This is a genomic window from Bacteroidota bacterium, assembly GCA_030706745.1.
GTDB lineage: Bacteria > Bacteroidota > Ignavibacteria > Palsa-1295 > Palsa-1295 > PALSA-1295.
This window is the reverse complement of record JAUZNX010000005.1, coordinates 55,256-71,459: the sequence shown is the minus strand read 5'-3', so window position 1 is coordinate 71,459 and position 16,204 is coordinate 55,256. Positions and strand designations below refer to the sequence as shown.

General features: G+C 54.6%; 9 protein-coding genes. 8 read left to right on the top strand and 1 reads right to left on the bottom strand.

What is annotated here, in order from left to right; all coding sequences use genetic code 11:
- Positions 1-93: 93 nt before the first annotated feature.
- Positions 94-888 (top strand): alpha/beta fold hydrolase, encoded by a 795-nt coding sequence (locus tag Q8902_07720; GenBank protein ID MDP4199443.1) that lies wholly within the window; start codon positions 94-96, stop codon positions 886-888.
- A gap of 64 nt (positions 889-952) precedes the next feature.
- Complete coding sequence (locus Q8902_07715; GenBank protein MDP4199442.1) at positions 953-1,783, top strand: flavin reductase family protein; 831 nt, start codon at positions 953-955, stop codon at positions 1,781-1,783.
- Positions 1,784-1,931: 148 nt separating this feature from the next.
- Here Q8902_07715 and Q8902_07710 read toward each other — a convergent pair whose 3' ends face one another.
- Entirely contained in the window at positions 1,932-7,868 is a 5,937-nt protein-coding gene (locus tag Q8902_07710) for a hypothetical protein (protein MDP4199441.1), read from the bottom strand.
- A 545-nt stretch (positions 7,869-8,413) separates the two neighbouring features.
- On the opposite strand from Q8902_07710, the gene Q8902_07705 reads away from it, so the two are divergent.
- The 6 genes from Q8902_07705 (at position 8,414) to Q8902_07680 (ending at position 16,176) form a co-directional block, all read left to right on the top strand.
- Positions 8,414-9,253, top strand: coding sequence for a TerC/Alx family metal homeostasis membrane protein (locus Q8902_07705; protein MDP4199440.1), 840 nt, complete (start codon positions 8,414-8,416; stop codon positions 9,251-9,253).
- A 100-nt stretch (positions 9,254-9,353) separates the two neighbouring features.
- On the top strand, positions 9,354-10,874 hold the full coding sequence (locus Q8902_07700; GenBank protein MDP4199439.1) for a glycosyltransferase family 39 protein: 1,521 nt from the start codon (positions 9,354-9,356) through the stop codon (positions 10,872-10,874).
- A 49-nt stretch (positions 10,875-10,923) separates the two neighbouring features.
- Positions 10,924-11,916 (top strand): glycosyltransferase family 2 protein, encoded by a 993-nt coding sequence (locus Q8902_07695; protein ID MDP4199438.1) that lies wholly within the window; start codon positions 10,924-10,926, stop codon positions 11,914-11,916.
- Between the two features lie 4 nt (positions 11,917-11,920).
- Positions 11,921-12,673 carry a class I SAM-dependent methyltransferase gene (locus tag Q8902_07690; protein ID MDP4199437.1) on the top strand — a complete coding sequence of 251 codons (753 nt, stop codon included), beginning with the start codon at positions 11,921-11,923 and terminating at the stop codon, positions 12,671-12,673.
- Positions 12,670-14,142, top strand: a complete 1,473-nt coding sequence (locus tag Q8902_07685; GenBank protein ID MDP4199436.1) for a glycosyltransferase family 39 protein — start codon at positions 12,670-12,672, stop codon at positions 14,140-14,142. The genes Q8902_07690 and Q8902_07685 overlap by 4 nt, the downstream gene beginning before the upstream one ends.
- Positions 14,143-14,214: 72 nt before the next feature.
- Positions 14,215-16,176 carry a GNAT family N-acetyltransferase gene (locus Q8902_07680; protein ID MDP4199435.1) on the top strand — a complete coding sequence of 654 codons (1,962 nt, stop codon included), beginning with the start codon at positions 14,215-14,217 and terminating at the stop codon, positions 16,174-16,176.
- The last annotated feature ends 28 nt before the right edge of the window (positions 16,177-16,204 follow it).

Below are 16,204 nucleotides of genomic sequence, written 5' to 3'. Positions count from 1 at the left end.
TTGCCGTTCAGCGCCAACGCGAGAGGAATATCGAGTTTCCAGATTTATTGAGGCCCTTTCGTTACTCATTGCCGTTCGCCAATCGCCGTCGAAATGCTTGAATTCCGAACTGTCCATGGTGTACGTGTTGCATTTGAATGGGTAGACTCCGGCAAGGAGTTAATCGTGTTCTTACATGGTGTTGGCGCCGACCGACGGGCATGGGCACCGCAAATGAGTTTTTTCAGCCAGCTTGGTTATGGAGTTGCCGCAATTGACATACGCGGATCCGGCGATTCACAAGCCCGCACGCCCAATGGCCGTGCTGTCCCAATCTCCATGCCGGATTTCGCTGCCGACGTGGACGCGCTTATTCGAGAACTCGGATTCGAGCGCGCGCATTGGGTTGGCAATTCAATGGGCGGCGTAATAATCATGGAAGCATTCCATGCGGGATATTCGACGGTAGAAAAGGCCGTGCTTGCCAATACGTTCGCTATGCATCCCGAGAGCTCATCGATCTTGCCGCGGCCTGCACGCGCCCTTCGTGAGAAATCTCTCGTCGCATTTGCTCACGAACGGATTCCATTCGCGCACAAACCCGATATCGACCCGAAGATCTTAAATGAGTCCATACTGGCAATGGCGACAAAGGATGTCGAAACCTATCTTGCTTCATGGCGCGAAACATGGGGATATGATTATCGCGAAACGTTGTCGCGCGTGAAGATTCCCACGCTCGTTCTTACCGGATCGATGGACAAAATCACACCACCGGTGCTGGGCGAGGAGATTGCAGGCCTCATATCCGGCTCGGTGTATCATATGATTGAGGGCGCCAATCACCTTTCGAACCTCGATCAACCTGAAGAATTCAATCGGTTGGTCTATGAGTTCTTGAAGGCCTAATTGTATCTTTGACGATTCGTGCTTAACCATTGAACGCGAGTTCACGAATCGCGTTAATAACTGCGTGAAGCTCACTTTCGACCCTGATATTGCATCGCACAGCGAAATTCACCGTCTACTTGTTGGCGGTGTCGCTCCTCGCCCAATTGCCCTTGTTGCGTCCATGGATAAGGAGGGGCGAGTCAACCTTTCACCATTTAGCTTCTTCAATGTCTTTGGGGTGAATCCAGCCGTCGTTTGCTTTAGTCCGGCATACTCAGGCAGGACTGGCAAGCCCAAGGATACGATGCTAAACGTGCTGGAGACACGAGAATGCACGGTCTCCATAGTATCATACGATATTGTCCACCAGATCAGCCTTGCCTCGGCACCCTATGAACGTGGGGTGGACGAGTTCGTGAAAGCCGGTCTGGCCAAACTCGACAGCGTGAAGGTCATACCACCGGGTGTCGCGGAAAGTCCGTTTGTCATCGAGGCGCGTCTTCTGCATCATGTCGATTTTGGCCAAAAACCCGGGAGCGCGAATATGATGATCTGCGAAATCGTCATGCTACACGTTAGCGAATCCGTCTTGACGGAACAGGGTAGCATCGATCCCCACCTCATCGATCAGGTCGCACGGCTCGGCGGCCCTTACTACACCAGAGCGCGTGATGGAATATTTGTTCTGCCCCAACCAGGCAAGATCCTGCCTGGGATCGATCGGCTGCCAGAAGAAATCCGTAATAGTCCAATTCTCACTGGCAAGCATCTCGCTCAATTGGCAAGTGTGGAGACGATTCCGATTAGTTCTTCGAGCAATGCAACGACACTTGCTACGCGGCATGAGACCGCGCGAACTCTGCTGGAAGCAGGAGATGTCGAAGAGGCGTGGAAGGTTTTGGTTCAGCAGTAAGTTGGTCATCGGAGACATCGGTAATATTCCTATCCTAGAAACACGAATCCCCGCCGCAAGTGATGCAGCGGGGATCCCTGTGAACTCTCCCTGACGGAGTGAAAAAATTGTGGGGTCTATCCAGCGTGTGGCAGACCCCTTTGCGGAATTAATGGTTGATTACGCAGTAGTGGACCTTTGTCACGCTGCCGAACGTCGCAGCAGTGGTGTTGACAGTAAACTGTCCACCGGCGAGACCGTTGATTGTCACAAGTCCCTGTGTCGTGGCGGTACTGCCTTCCACGGTAATCAAAACAGTGCTGGTCGAGGAGACCAGGCTATTGTAGATCGTGAAGGAAGAAGCCGCTTGATTAGGGCCCGTCAGCGTGTAAGTATCAGCCCAGAAACGCTGTGACGTTGCAGCGGCCTGGCCGTTACCATCAGCCTGGGTTGAGGCCGCTTCCATACCACCAAGGACGCTAAGCGCATACTTGCCATTGTCTGCGGTATACGGCGATACAGTTGACTGTGCGTTTTGCACCGTCAATGCAGCCGTTGTCGCCGTCGTGACGGCCGTTGTCGCACCATTCAAGGTGTTCGTTGAACTGGAGCTTCCAATGGTGTTAGTCGTTGCGCCACCACCGGTGCCAAGGCTCGAATTGCCATCGGCTGTGAAGGCAGCATGAGCATGCAAGGTGCTGGTAACGTCAGCAGTCGTCGATGCTGTGAACGTACCACCAACCCCCACATTGTTTGTAAAGCTCGTGTTGCCATTAACGGTCACACTGTTTCCAGACAAGGTGGTCGAACCGCCATTGTTACCTGCACTGAAGTTGCCGGATGTCGTTGCAAACTGGACGTTGCCAGAATTATGCGTAACCGTTCCAGCCATCAGCGTGGTGCCGCCGCCGGTATTCCCAATCTGGGTGGTATTGGCTCCCGTCGTGTTGATGGTCGTCGGTCCTGTGATCCCCGTCGAGCCAGCAATCGTGTTCGTCGAACCCGAATTGCCGATCGATGTGGTTCCAGTGTAGGTACCAGTACCGATGTTCGTAGCCGCATTACCCGACGTATTGATGTTCGCCGCACCAAGAATCGTCGTGTTTAGCAAGCTTGCTGTGCCAGCCGTTACTGTCAACGCACTACCACCGACCGCACTATTCGAGAGCGAAAGCGTCGGTGTTCCAACCGAATTGCCCGCGAAGCTCGAACCTGCAGCAGTTGTGGTAAACGTGCCAGCTGTGCCATTGCCGCTGATATTGAAGTTTGCCGGAGATTGCAGCGAAGTGCCATTGACGATGAAGTTCGCCGCGCCACTTGTCCAGGAAGGTGCCGTGCCATTAGAAGTCAGGAATGTACCATTTGCTCCGATTGGCAGCGTGTTGATCGGGTTGACACCCGAGCCATAAAGCAATGCACCATTTGCCGGTGCAACACTCAAGCCCGTACCACCGTTGGTGACTCCAAGTGCACCCGTCACGGCAGCACTCTGATTCAAGGCAACCTGCGTGAAGGTCGGAACACCCGAGGCATTTACCGAAAGCACGTTATACTGCACGCCAGCCGCCGTCGCTGTGACAGGGCTCGTGCCATTGCCAAGCAATACGCCGTTCGTCGTGAGAGTCGTCGCACCCGTACCGCCGTTGCCGACAGCAAGCGTACCCGCAACTTCACCAGTGCCGAGATCGACTGCGTTGGTCGTGGAGCCGGTGCCGACAAATTGGTTCGCCGTGATCGTACCCGCACCTGTCGGCGCCAATGACCCACTCACTAGGAGTGCGTTTGCATTCGTGCCGGAGGTCACGTTATTCCAGGGGATTGTCGCTACAGTGAGCGTGCTGGTCCAACTCGGAGCCGCACCGCCACCGTTGCTGATCAGAACCTGACCCGCACTGCCAGCGCTGCCAGATGTATTGAGTGCGCCGGTACCCGTCAGTGTCAGGCCACCGGTAATATTCGCACCACCCGTAGTCGCAGTGAGCGAACCGCCGCTCACGTTGCCGGTTGTCGTTATCGAACCAGAACCCGCGTTCAGGCTCGCAGCAGTGATTGCGCCAGCACCGGTCACATTAAAGCTGTTGCCGGCATTCTGGAACGAACCGCCATTGACAAGGCCCGTTGTTACAATCGTGCCGGAACCCGCATTAAGGCTCGTGGCAGTCACCGCACCAGCACCGCTTGCCGTAAAGCTCGCGCCCGTATTCTGGAACGAGCCGCCATTGATGAGGCCGGTTGCCGTGATCGACGACGCGTTTGTGATCGCGCTGCCGTTCATGCTGAGGCCGCCAGAGATGGTCGCACCTGAATTGGCGATGAGTGCACCATTGATCGTGGCGCCTCCTGTGGTGACGCTCAAGCCGTTACTCGCCGTCAGCAGACCAGCCGATGTGATCGTGCCCGTACCGGTCGTCGTGATGTTACCACTCGTCGTGATCAGACCATTTGCCGTGATCGTGGTCGCACCAGCAATCGAACCGGTATTGGTGATACCGTTATTGTTTAGATTAAGCCCACCCGTCGTCGTGGTCAAGTTGGTGAACGTACCAGCAGCGGCTGTACCAGTACCAATCGCTTGTGGACTTGCCCAGGTATTGCCGAGCAATGTCGAAGCGTTGATCGTGCCAGTGCCGGTGAAGTTCAAGGTTGAACCAGTACCAACCTGCAATGTCTGGCCAGTATTGATGCCACTTGTGATGTTGCTAAACGGTATAGTCGCCACCGTCAGGGCTGTTGTCCAACTCGGGGCCACACCGGCCGCGTTGCTGACAAACACCTGACCGGCCGTTCCCGGACCGCCATTTGCGACTGGCAATACAACCGGACTTGTGCTGCTGAGTGTCAGCGGTCCCGTAATGTTTGCTCCGCCCGCAGAGACGGTCAGACCATTGGCGGCCGTGATCGTCCCCGTGCCGGTGGTCGTAATGTTACCGCTCGTCGTGATGAGGCCCGCACCCGCGTTGAGGCTCGTCGCAGTGATCGCGCCTGTGCCGCTCGCGGTGAATGTCCCTCCTGTGTTCTGGAACGACCCGCCGTTGATCAGGCCCGATGCCGTGATCGTCGTCGCACCGGAAATCGCGCCAGCGTTGGTCATGCCGCCGCCGTTATTGTTGATGCCCGTGAAAACAGACGCGCCGTTATTAGCAGTCAGCAATCCGTTTACCGTAGCACCACCACTGAGCGTCGATCCGCCGTTGGCAGCGAATCCACCATTGACGGTCAGGCCGTTGCCGATTGTCTGACCAGCCGGCGATGTGCTAAGGATAAAGTTGGCATTGGCACCCGGGTCGATCAATGTATATGACCGATTAGCAGCCAATGGGTTGATCGTAACGTTTCCAAGGTTTGCCGAGGCACCATCACCGAATATGACGCGACCAGCCGCAGTGCTGTTGCCGGTAGCAAGTGCGCCAGTGGCTGTCGAGATATTACCCGAGAGCGTGCTGACACTGCCCGTGCCATTGACTGCGACAGAGCCCGAACCGGTAAAGTTAAGGTTACCCGTCGAAGTCAGGTTCGTGCCATCATTCGTGAAGTTCGTGGCCGGTCCCCAGGTGGGCGGCGACATTGTCGTGGCGCGAAGCGTCTGATTGACCGAGGTTGGCGGAAGAATGTTCGTCGCCAAGCTCTGCCACACTGGCGGCAGACCAGGACCCTGACTGAAGAGGGCTTGGTTGGCCAATCCAGCATTTCCGGCAACTTGCAGCGAGCTTGCCGCACCTGCCAGATTGAGAGTGCCGTTATCGATGATACTGCCAGCGGTCAATGCACCGCCAATGATGCCTGCACCGGAAACATTGAAGTTACCGACTTGCTGCGTGCCAGGTGTTGTCGATTGGTTTTGGATAAACAGGCCGCTCGCTGTGGTCCATGATGGCGCGGTGCCGTTGGACATCAGGATCGTGTTGTTCCCACCGATTGCCAGGCGGGTTAGCGACGTGGCACCGTTCGCGTAAAGTACATCACCAACGTTGTACGCGTTATTTCCGGTACCGCCATTCGCCGCTGGGAGTGTTCCGGTTACTTCCGTCGTCAGATTAACCTGACTGGAAGTAAGAGCGTTTGTACCACCAGTGGAGTGGATGACTCCCGCCGCGAAGGTATTTACGCCCGTGCCGCCATTGCCGACGGTCAGCGGAGCTGTAAGCGTCAAGCCTGCGAATGTCGGCGTATTAGCTGAGCCAAGTCCGATGTCGGTACGGGCCTGCGCAGTGTTCGCCAAAGTCAGAACGCCATTCGATGCAATCGTTGCATCGCCGGAGAGAACGACAGAATTCCAGGATGTGCCGTTGGCAACGATGATGTTGCCGCTCGCTGGGGTCAGCGAGCCGAAGCTGACGCCGCTCACCTGATTGGCATTGATGATGCCCGTCCCAATTGGTGTCAGCACGGAGCCATTGCCCACCTGAAGCAACTGACCGGTATTCACACCACTGAGAATATTGTTGAAGGTCAAACCCGTCCAGGTCGGAGCAACGCCCGCACCCGCACTGACCAGTACCTGACCGGCAGCGCCCTGAGCGAGCCACGTCGGTGTGTTCGCACCATTGCCAACCATAAGTTGACCAACAGCACTGGAAGCCCCGTTCAGCATGAGGGGGCTCGTCGTACCAGCCAGGTTCACGGCGCCGTTATGCGTCGTTGTGCCGGTAACCGTCAGAGCCGGATTCGTCTGGCTGTTGCCATTCGAGTTGATCGTCAGACTCGATGCAGCGCCAGTCGTTCCGATCGACTGACCGCCGGTGGACATGTTCAGGATAACGCTCGAATTCGCACCGGCATCCGGGAATGTATAGAGCCGGTTCGCGGAAGGAGCAGCCGTGAAGCTAATGAATGGACCGGTGTTGACAGAGCCGAGCGCAAAGCCTTGCGCGAAGGTCTGCGAAGCCGTCCATGTATTGGCGTTCGCAAGGTTAATGTTGAATGGCGTGGTCGTACCATTGCCAAGTAACGTCACACCCGTTGTGAGTAACGCATAGCTTGGAGTTGTGCCATTCGAAGTCAGAACCGTCCCGTTCGCGCCAGCCGCCAGTGTGCTGACAGCGCTGGTGCCATTGCCGAGGACGAGTGCGTTCGCCGCAAGCGCGCCAACGCCCGTACCGCCATTCGGAACCGGCAGGATGCCGTTGACTTTGCTGTTCGGGTTGTTCAAGTTGACCGCGCCGTTCGCGATCTGAGCCGTGCCAACGCCACCAGGAGCAATCATAACCTGATTGTTCGAAATGGTCAGCGTCGAGTTATCGACGTTTACGTCCAGCAGCCCGGCATTGTCTTGGATGAGTCCGAGACCAGCGATCTGCGAAATTTTGTTACCGGTGATTGCGCCCGGTCCAAACATCTGGTTCGTGATCTGGCCAGGGCCAATCTCGACAGTAACGTTCGTTCCAATACCGTTGCCAGGAATCGTGGTGATGCCTGGTCCTGCGGTGATGGTATCAATACCACCCGAGTTCGGGCCGGAGATCATGATTGAATGAGTGCTTGCGTCCGGCGTAAGCGAAATTCCCTGACCCGCGGTCAACAGAACATTTCCACCGGCATCCGGTCCGACACTATTCAGCGTCTGAATTGCGGCAGTCGGTACCGGCAGGATCGACGTATCGATACGGCCAGAGGCATCCAACGGCACGGGCCACAAGGCACCAGCAACTGGATGATCGAAGACATCAAGACCGTTCGCGCGCTCTGCATTCAAAGCGTATGGAGCGGAAAGCATCTCCTGTCTATCAAACACCTTCTCGTCGGTCGCACCTGGATCATAGGTTATCTGAATCCAGTATGGGGCATTGAATCTCATGGACGCAGGAAACTGCGGTGGCACGAATCCCGAGCCTAGTGTTAGATCGAAAACTCCCGCAGTAAACGTCACAGACTTAAAAGTCTCTGAACCGAGCAAATTGCCTGCAGATGAAGCATCGTAGTAATCTACTTTTACCACGTGCTGTCCTGTTACAGCCTGTCCATCGGCGGTATTCACCATCAGGCCCTGATACGAGATGAGTCGAGGGCCACTTCCCAAAACTGAAGTCTGTGCATAGAGCGAGGGCGCCCCAAAGCTGAGAGCTACTCCAAGAGCTAAGCCCATTAACCACGAACGGCGTGATTTCATACTAACGTCTCCTTGAAATTAAAAAAATTGCAATCGCAAGCGGTTGATAAACTTCAACCAATCCTGCAGCGCGAAGTCCGAATACGAACCGTCTCGGCCCCCAAACTGCAGGGTGGTTTACTATTGCGCTCGCAAGCCGCGCAATAGCAGTAAAAGAAAAACTTGTGGGCGGATTGATCCACCCGATCGGCATCAAGAATAGACCTGATGCCGTATAGAAAAGTGCAGAAATCGGCGAATTTCAACCGAATTGACCAGATTCTTCTCTTTCGGGAAGATCCGGCCGTGCGGCCAATGGGATTCCTGCTCGAATCCATGCCTACGAATATAGGACATTTAAATCCAATACGCAAGAAATTGGGGATTTTTCGGCCAAAAAAATTGCGTGCCGGATAGCCAATTCGAGTTGTAACACATGGTGCGAGTAATCTTCACACGATCGGATCATTGCTGCTACAATCAAGAATGGTGGCGCAGAGTGGAATCTGGACGCGCACCGAAAAATGGTTGCTACCAATCCTCATGTGCTTCTGTTGAAGCGCACCATGAGCTTCCAAAAAGCACTCGCATGGAGTCTGTTCTGGATCGGCCTTTCTCTGCTTGTCGCCATCGGCATCTATTATTATGCCGGTCCGAACCAAGCTGAAGCATTCGTCACCGGTTATTTACTCGAAAAGTCGCTTTCGTTCGATAACCTCTTCATCTTCTTGATGCTCTTCACGCATTTCGGCGTGAGCGCATCGGCCCAGCGGCGCGCGCTGAATTATGGAATAATCGGAGTGCTCGTCCTGCGAGGCGTGCTCATCTTCGTCGGCGTGGCTCTTGTCGATGAATTCGACTGGCTGATGTACGCCTTTGGCGCTATCGTTTTGTACAGCGGGTTTGTGATGCTCCGCGGTTCCTCGCACGAGTTCGATCCAGCGACGAGCCGGACGATCCGGCTCGTCTCAAAGATGATCAAGATCGCTCCGGATTTTCACGGGACCCGCTTCTTTGTTCGCGCGGAGATTCGCCATCGTACGCGTCTGATCGCCACGCCCTTGTTCCTGGTCTTAGCCGTGATCGAAGTGATGGACATCATCTTTGCTGTCGATAGCATCCCGGCGATTTTTTCGGTGACCCGCGATCCGTTCATTATCTATGCTTCGAATATGCTCGCGGTGCTTGGGCTCCGTTCGATGTATTTCTTACTCGTCCGTGTCCATGAAGCGTTTCGTTTTGTTAAGCAGGGCGTTGGAGTGATACTCTGGTTCATCGGGATCAAGATGCTCTTGCCGGCGGTATGGCCTAATCTACTCATCACGAATACCCTGGCGCTTGCGGTGGTCACTGCGGTCCTGCTGACTTCGATCCTGCTATCGGTAACTATACGCGAAAAACAATAAGGCAGTATTCAGACTGCACCGGGTGACCTCAAGTGGACGGACTCCAAGAAACACTTTTGGCAATTTCGGACTTAGCACTGGGGCCACCAATCAAAAGACCTTGCCCGCCACCCGTTCCCGCCAATTCGCGCTGTCGCTGATTCTCTGCGGGATAATCTTTTCCGTCACGCTCACCTATCCCTTCAATAACGATAACGCGCTATATGCCTATATGGGGGACCTGCTCTTGCATGGCCATCTCCCCTATATCGGATCGTGGGACCAAAATTATCCGGGCATCGTGCTCATCCATGCATTCCAAATTGTAACGAGCGGTCACTCTCAACTCGCCTTTCATGCCTTCGACATTCTGATTCAATTGATAGGCAGTGCCCTACTCTATAAGATAGGCACGTTCTTGCTCGATTCGCGCGCCGGAGCGCTGGCCGCCATCCTTGGGGCGCTCTATTATGTGCAACAGGGATTATGGATGGCTGGCGAGCGCGATACCTATGTCACCATCTTACTGCTAGCAGCATTCTCTCTTTGGCTCTGCGAGCCGAAGGGACATCGTTTCTGGATTGGACTCCTGGCTGGCTCGACCCTTCTCCTTCGCCCGACATACGGTTTGTATGCACCGGTCTTTCTCATGGCTTTTCTGCGCGAGCCTTCGGGCACGCGGCTCCGAAGTGCGCTACTTGTAATTATCGGGGCGGCGCTTCCTTTTGTTTTGTTTCTTCTTGTCTATTTGCCACTCGGCGGGCTCCGCGATTTTTGGGAAGCCACTTTCCTTTTCAATATGAGGGTCTACGGCGGCACCGGAACATCATTTGACTTCTGGCAGCCCGTCCGCTTTTACGCGATTTCATCATTCGCAGTGGCATCCGGCTCTCATTATCTCTGGAAAACGAACCGACCGGCTTTGTATGTATGGACCGGCCTATTCGCGGCTAGCCTTATTTCGCTGATCCTGCTATACCGTCACAGCGTCTACCATTACCATCCGGCGATGACGCTATTCATCCTATTGTCCGCCATTGGCTGGACGAGAGTGATAGAGTGGACAAAATGGAACGCATGGGCAAAGCAGACTCTGACGGCAGGAGTCGTACTTTTCTTTGTTTTCCAAACCCTTCGTGGTAATACTGTCCAGCACGTTCTTATCGGGATCGCGCAAGGCGAAATCAGATCATTCGATGATTCGTATGCACAATATGAACCCTCGAAGGAATTCGGCTATCCGGCCCAACTGGCGTGTAGCCAATACCTGATATCCCGCACAAAGCCCGGCGACACGGTGCAAATGTTTGGCCCATACAGCTATCCGCAATACCATGCTCGGCTAACGAGCGCAAGCCGTTTCCAGACGATTCATGCGCTGGCGATGCGGGGCAATGATACGCTCATGCCGTTTCAACAGCGATGGCGGCGTGAGTATCTGGCCGATATGCGTCAGAAGCACCCAAAGTACTTCATCGTTTGCGATGCGCCGGAAGCATTCCGTCAGTACTATGGTGGCCGACTGGGCCATGAGATTCTTCGAGAGGACTTCCGCGAACTTGGCGCGTGGCTCGATTCAAATTATTATGCTGAAACGAAGATCGGCGCTTTTACTTTATATAGAGTTGTAATTCATAATTAAGGAGTATTGAGTGAGCCCTACTCCACTCCGCACCAAATCCTGAAGGCCGATGCCAAGCCGCACTGTTTCGATTGTGATGCCGATCTACAACGAAGAATCGCTCCTGAGCGAACTCTTCGACCGAATGACGCGGGTTCTGAACGGACTCGAAACATCCACTGGCCTTGCTGGTGAGTGGGTCATTGTAAATGATGGTTCGCATGATCGGACATTGGAAATCCTTCGCGGATATGCCACGAAGGATCCCCGGCTCGCAGTGATCGATCTCTCTCGAAATTTCGGACATCAGCCGGCAATCCAGGCCGGTCTCGAGTATGCGCATGGCGATGCCATTATTATTATGGATGGGGACTTGCAGGATCCCCCCGAACTGATTCCTGATCTGGTCCGAACCTGGCTCCGCGGACCCAAGGTTGTCGTGGCCAAGCGACGGTCGCGTGCCGAGCGGGGACTCAAGGGGATGCTCTTCAAGCTATTCCATTCGATGCTCGCACGCGTGAGTGATCTCAAAATGGAAACGGGCAGTGGCGTCTTCGGATTGATCGATCGACGGGTCGCAAATGAAATGATACGATTGCGTGAGCGCAACCGGTTCTTCCCGGGACTTCGCTCCTGGGTCGGGTATGAGCAAGCCGATGTGATTTACGACCGCGAAAAGCGTGCCTCGGGTGAGCCCAAACAGACCTTTGGCCGACTTGTGCGATATGCCTTCGATGCGATCTTCAGCTTTAGCCTGAAACCGTTGCGAGCGATCTGGACGCTTGGGTTCATTGTCAGTATTTTCTCGATCGCTTACGCCCTGTACTTACTGATCCTACGCGTATTTCATATCGATGTCGTTCCCGGTTTCACCACTCCAACGGTTGCCATTCTTTTGCTCGGTGGCATTCAGTTGATTTCCATTGGGATTCTCGGCGAGTATCTCGGCCGCATATACGACGAAGTGAAGCAGCGGCCGCACTACGTCATTAACGAGATTATCACGACCTCGAGCGAGCTGGTCCCGGGCGTTGTAGCTCAGCACACTTTACTTAGCACATAGCACATTGCAGATCGCCGAATACGACGCCCTCGAAAGAGTCGAGCGCGAACATTGGTTTTATAAAGGCAAGCGTCTGCTCGTGCGCTGGTGGATCGAACGCGCCGCACATCTTGATGCTGGCGACCGCATTCTGGATGCTGGTGCCGGCACCGGAGAGTTAGTGCGGGAACTAGGCGGCATGTACGAACACAAAGGAATTTCTGTTATTGGAATCGAGTACTCTGCTGAGGGTCGGAGGCTCGCGCGCGAGCGAAAAGGGACCGACTTGCTCGAAGGCTCTATTCTTGACTTACCTCTGCGCGATGAAAGTTGTGCGGTCACGATCGCTCTCGATGTCCTGGAACATGTCGAAGAAGATGCGCGAGCGTTCGCGGAAATGTTGCGGATAACAAAACCGGGCGGCCTTCTCATCATCAATGTGCCGGCGTTTATGAGCTTGTGGAGCGATTGGGACGTCTCGCTAGGACACTTCCGGCGCTACACGAAACGGAAATTCAGAGATCGCGTGCAAGCCCAGCTACGTCCGGCACCATACGAGGTCGTCTATCTCGATTATATTAATGTATTCGCATTTCCGGCCATCTGGCTGTATCGGAAAGTGGCGCGACTTGTCCGGCTCACATCGCGCGCTGAAGACAAGATTCCCTCGCCACGAGTGAATGCGTTGATGATGAAGCTCTTTGTCGAGCCGAGCAAAGCGCTGTGGTTTCATCCACCATTTGGAGTATCACTCTTCATAGTGCTTCGGAAGAAATGATGCGCGCGACAAAGTGGCTGGTAGCAGTTGCGGCGTGCGGATTTGTCGCGCTGATTGTGTTGCTCGCCTATCTTCGGCTTGCATATCCATATGAGGTGGAGTGGATGGAAGGCGCGATGATGGACCACTCGATGCGGATCCTTGACGGCTTGCCACTCTATTCTGCACCCACGATCGATTTCGTCCCATGGCTCTACCCGCCCCTGTACTACTACATCGTTGCCGGAGCAATGAAGATCGTTGGCGTTGGATTTTTCGCCGGACGAGTTGTATCCTTCGGTTCGACGCTGGTGACGGCAGGGCTTCTGGGATGGATCGTTAGCCGAATCACCCAAAGACCTGCCCTTGCACTTTTGACGTTCGCATTGTATCTTGCAACCTATCATGCGACAGGATTCTATTTCGACATTGCCCGCAACGACGCGTTCTTCACGCTGCTTCTCGTGGGTTCGGCGGCGGTGGCAATCAAATTGGACGGCCTTGCTGGCGCTAGCCTCAGTGGGCTGCTGCTCGCGCTCGCGTTTCTAACAAAGCAGCAAGCCATCTTCTTCTTCCCGGCACTGGCAGTATGGTTTTGGATCCAATCAAAAAAACAGAGTGCTGTATTTGCGGTGATTGCCGTCGGTCTTACCGTTCTTGTGCTTTGGATGTGGAATCATGCTTCGGATGGCTGGCTTTTTTACTATCTTTTCCATATCCCGTCGGCCAAAACTTCAGATCTGTCGTGGCTGCGAGCGATAGAGGTGTTGCCCACATACGTATTCGGGACATTTGCCGTATCATCGTTGGCGGCCATCGGGCTTATGATACGTCTTTATAAGACTCAAGAGTCTTATGAGTCTCGCTGGACTTCTTCGACCGGACTACTATGTCTTATGAGTATTGCCGGCCTTATTGCCGGCGCAATGAGCCTCGGCAATGACGGCGGCTATGCAAATGTCATGATGCCTTTCGCCGCGTTCGCCGTGCCAATGTTGCCAATTACAGTCGAGGAAGTCCAAAGCCACTGGCCAACAATGGAGCGGTATGCCTGGCTCGCAGTACTTTTTCAATTGGCCGCGTTCTATTTTAATCCGTCATCGGAAAAAATGCTGATTGCCAGTCCGCACCAGCGTGCGGGCGGCGATGCATTCATGCAGAAGCTTCGCGCAATGCCCGGAGATGTCTATATCCCTTATCATGGGTTCATCACGCGACTAGCGGGCAAACCTTCTCATGCGAACATTCTGGCCACTATCGATGTGCTCCGCACGCACGATAGCACCGCTGTTCGCCTGCAACGCGATCTCGATTCGGCCTTTGCCTGCCATCGCTTCAGTGCCATCATCATGGAGGAATGCCCGCGTATTCCATGTGATTCTATTGCCCATTATATGCTCGATGGCCGCATGCTTTTGGAGCCGAATGTCATGCTCTCTCGTTTTGGGAGCGAGGCCTCACGGCCCAATTATGTGTATATCCCGAAATAACTTTCCGTATCTTTGCATATTCGTATCTTTGCATAAATGTTTGCCGCCCTGGCGCGTTCTTTGGGCTGAAGGATGACTGAATTATCGATAGTCGTTGCTGTATATAATGAAGAAGCCGTGCTACGTGAGCTGCACCGGCGGCTCTCGGCTGCACTCCAAATAAGCGGCAAGACCTACGAGATCATCCTCGTGGATGACGGCTCGCGCGATCGATCGCTGGCGATCATGCAGGAACTTCGCACCCTTGACCCACAGCATGTCCGGCCGCTCTCCTTCACGCGTAATTTCGGCCATCATATCGCGCTGACTGCGGGACTGGATCAGGCTGAGGGAGCCATCGTCATCATGATGGACGCGGATCTTCAGGACCAGCCTGAAGAGATCGCGAAGTTACTTGCAAAACTCGAGGAAGGCTACGATGTCGTTTGGGGCGAGCGTGCAACGCGACAATTTTCCTGGTATAAAAACCTCTCGAGCCGGATGTTCCTCTGGTTGATGAATAGCGTGGCGCGTTCGGAGGTACCGTTGAACTCGAGTATTTTCCGCGCGATGCGACGTCCGGTGGCGGACGATCTCCGCAAAATGCGCGAGCAAGCGCGCTATCTACCCGGTCTCGTAAGCTGGCTTGGATATCGGGAGACGAGCGTTCCGGTCGAACATGGCGCACGCTTCGCTGGAGAAACGAAATACTCTCTATGGCGGCTCATCAAGCTCGCACTGAGCACGGCCACCAGTTTTAGCACTGCACCCCTTCAACTGGCGACCGTCTCCGGCATGATCACCGCCGCGATTGCCGTACTGTTTGTCCTATACATCCTTGCGCGGAAGTTTACCGGGGTATATACTGTACCAGGGTATGCATCCGTCATGATCGCAATTTTTGTTTTTGGAGCTCTGCAACTGATCGTTATCGGGCTGATGGGCGAGTATGTCAGCCGAATTTACCGCGAGGCGCAAGGCCGACCGTTGTATCTGTTGCGAGATCTCGGTTCGCGCTCCATCACCGCTCCGGAATCCACGTTGCCATCGACCAGCCTTCGTCCCGCCATCATCGAGGATCTCTGGGAGGTGATGGCGCTCGATCCAGAGCTTCCGCTTGCGCATGTTTTCCATCATCCGAATAGTGATGCGCTGGCCAATTACCACCTGCAATCCTGGAATCGGGAAAGTGTCAAAGTGATTTCCGAGGCGCGAGATGGCTTTAAGGTAGTCTGTATCTTCGAGGAGCTTGCATGGGATTCGAAACTTCTCGGGGTAAAGGCCGGACGAATCCACTATGCGAATGCACTGTGTGAATCTCAGGAGCGCGAATCTCTGGTGAGCAATTCGCGAGCCAATGCATTGCGGAGGGTGCTCGGAGCCTGTCTGGCAAACGCGCGTTCTCGCGGCATCCAGTTGATCGATGCCCGCGTCTCCGGCAAGGACCAATTCCTGACTCGCGCATTTGAAGCGGAAGGATTTCACACGGTCGATTCCCTCGTCACACTTGGAGCTGATCGTTCGGCCCTTGAGCGAATTACCAGAGATGGGCATGCAAATCCAATGAGTTCGATTCGCCCCATGCAGTCCTCTGAGGAGGCTGTGTTAGCTCAGATCTCTTACGATGCCTTTGGAGATTTTCACGCGATCCAGGACCGGTTCTTTCTGGAGCCGGCAATTTCACACGAACGTTCGCAAGTCCTGTTCCGGGAGTGGTTTTTGAACCTCTCGCGGAAGGCTCAATCGGATCAGGCTTGCGTTTTGGTTGCGGAACTCGATGGCAAACCTGCAGGCTATATCGCACTCGAACCGATGGCACCGTTCGACGGCCTCGTCTGGTGGCGCGACTCCCTGAATGCAGTGGCCAGCGAAGCCCGAGGCCGCGGAGTCTATCGCGCCCTGATCAGAGCCGCATTTGAATATGTTCAAAATGCCGGTGGCGCAGGGCTGATTACCAAAACCCAAGGCTCGACAAACCGTGTTATCAATTCCTGGCTGCACGCCGGCGGTGGCATGCTTGAAAGCTTTACGACACTACACTGGACACCATCGTAGCGAGTGAGTGCCTGGCACACAACGGGTA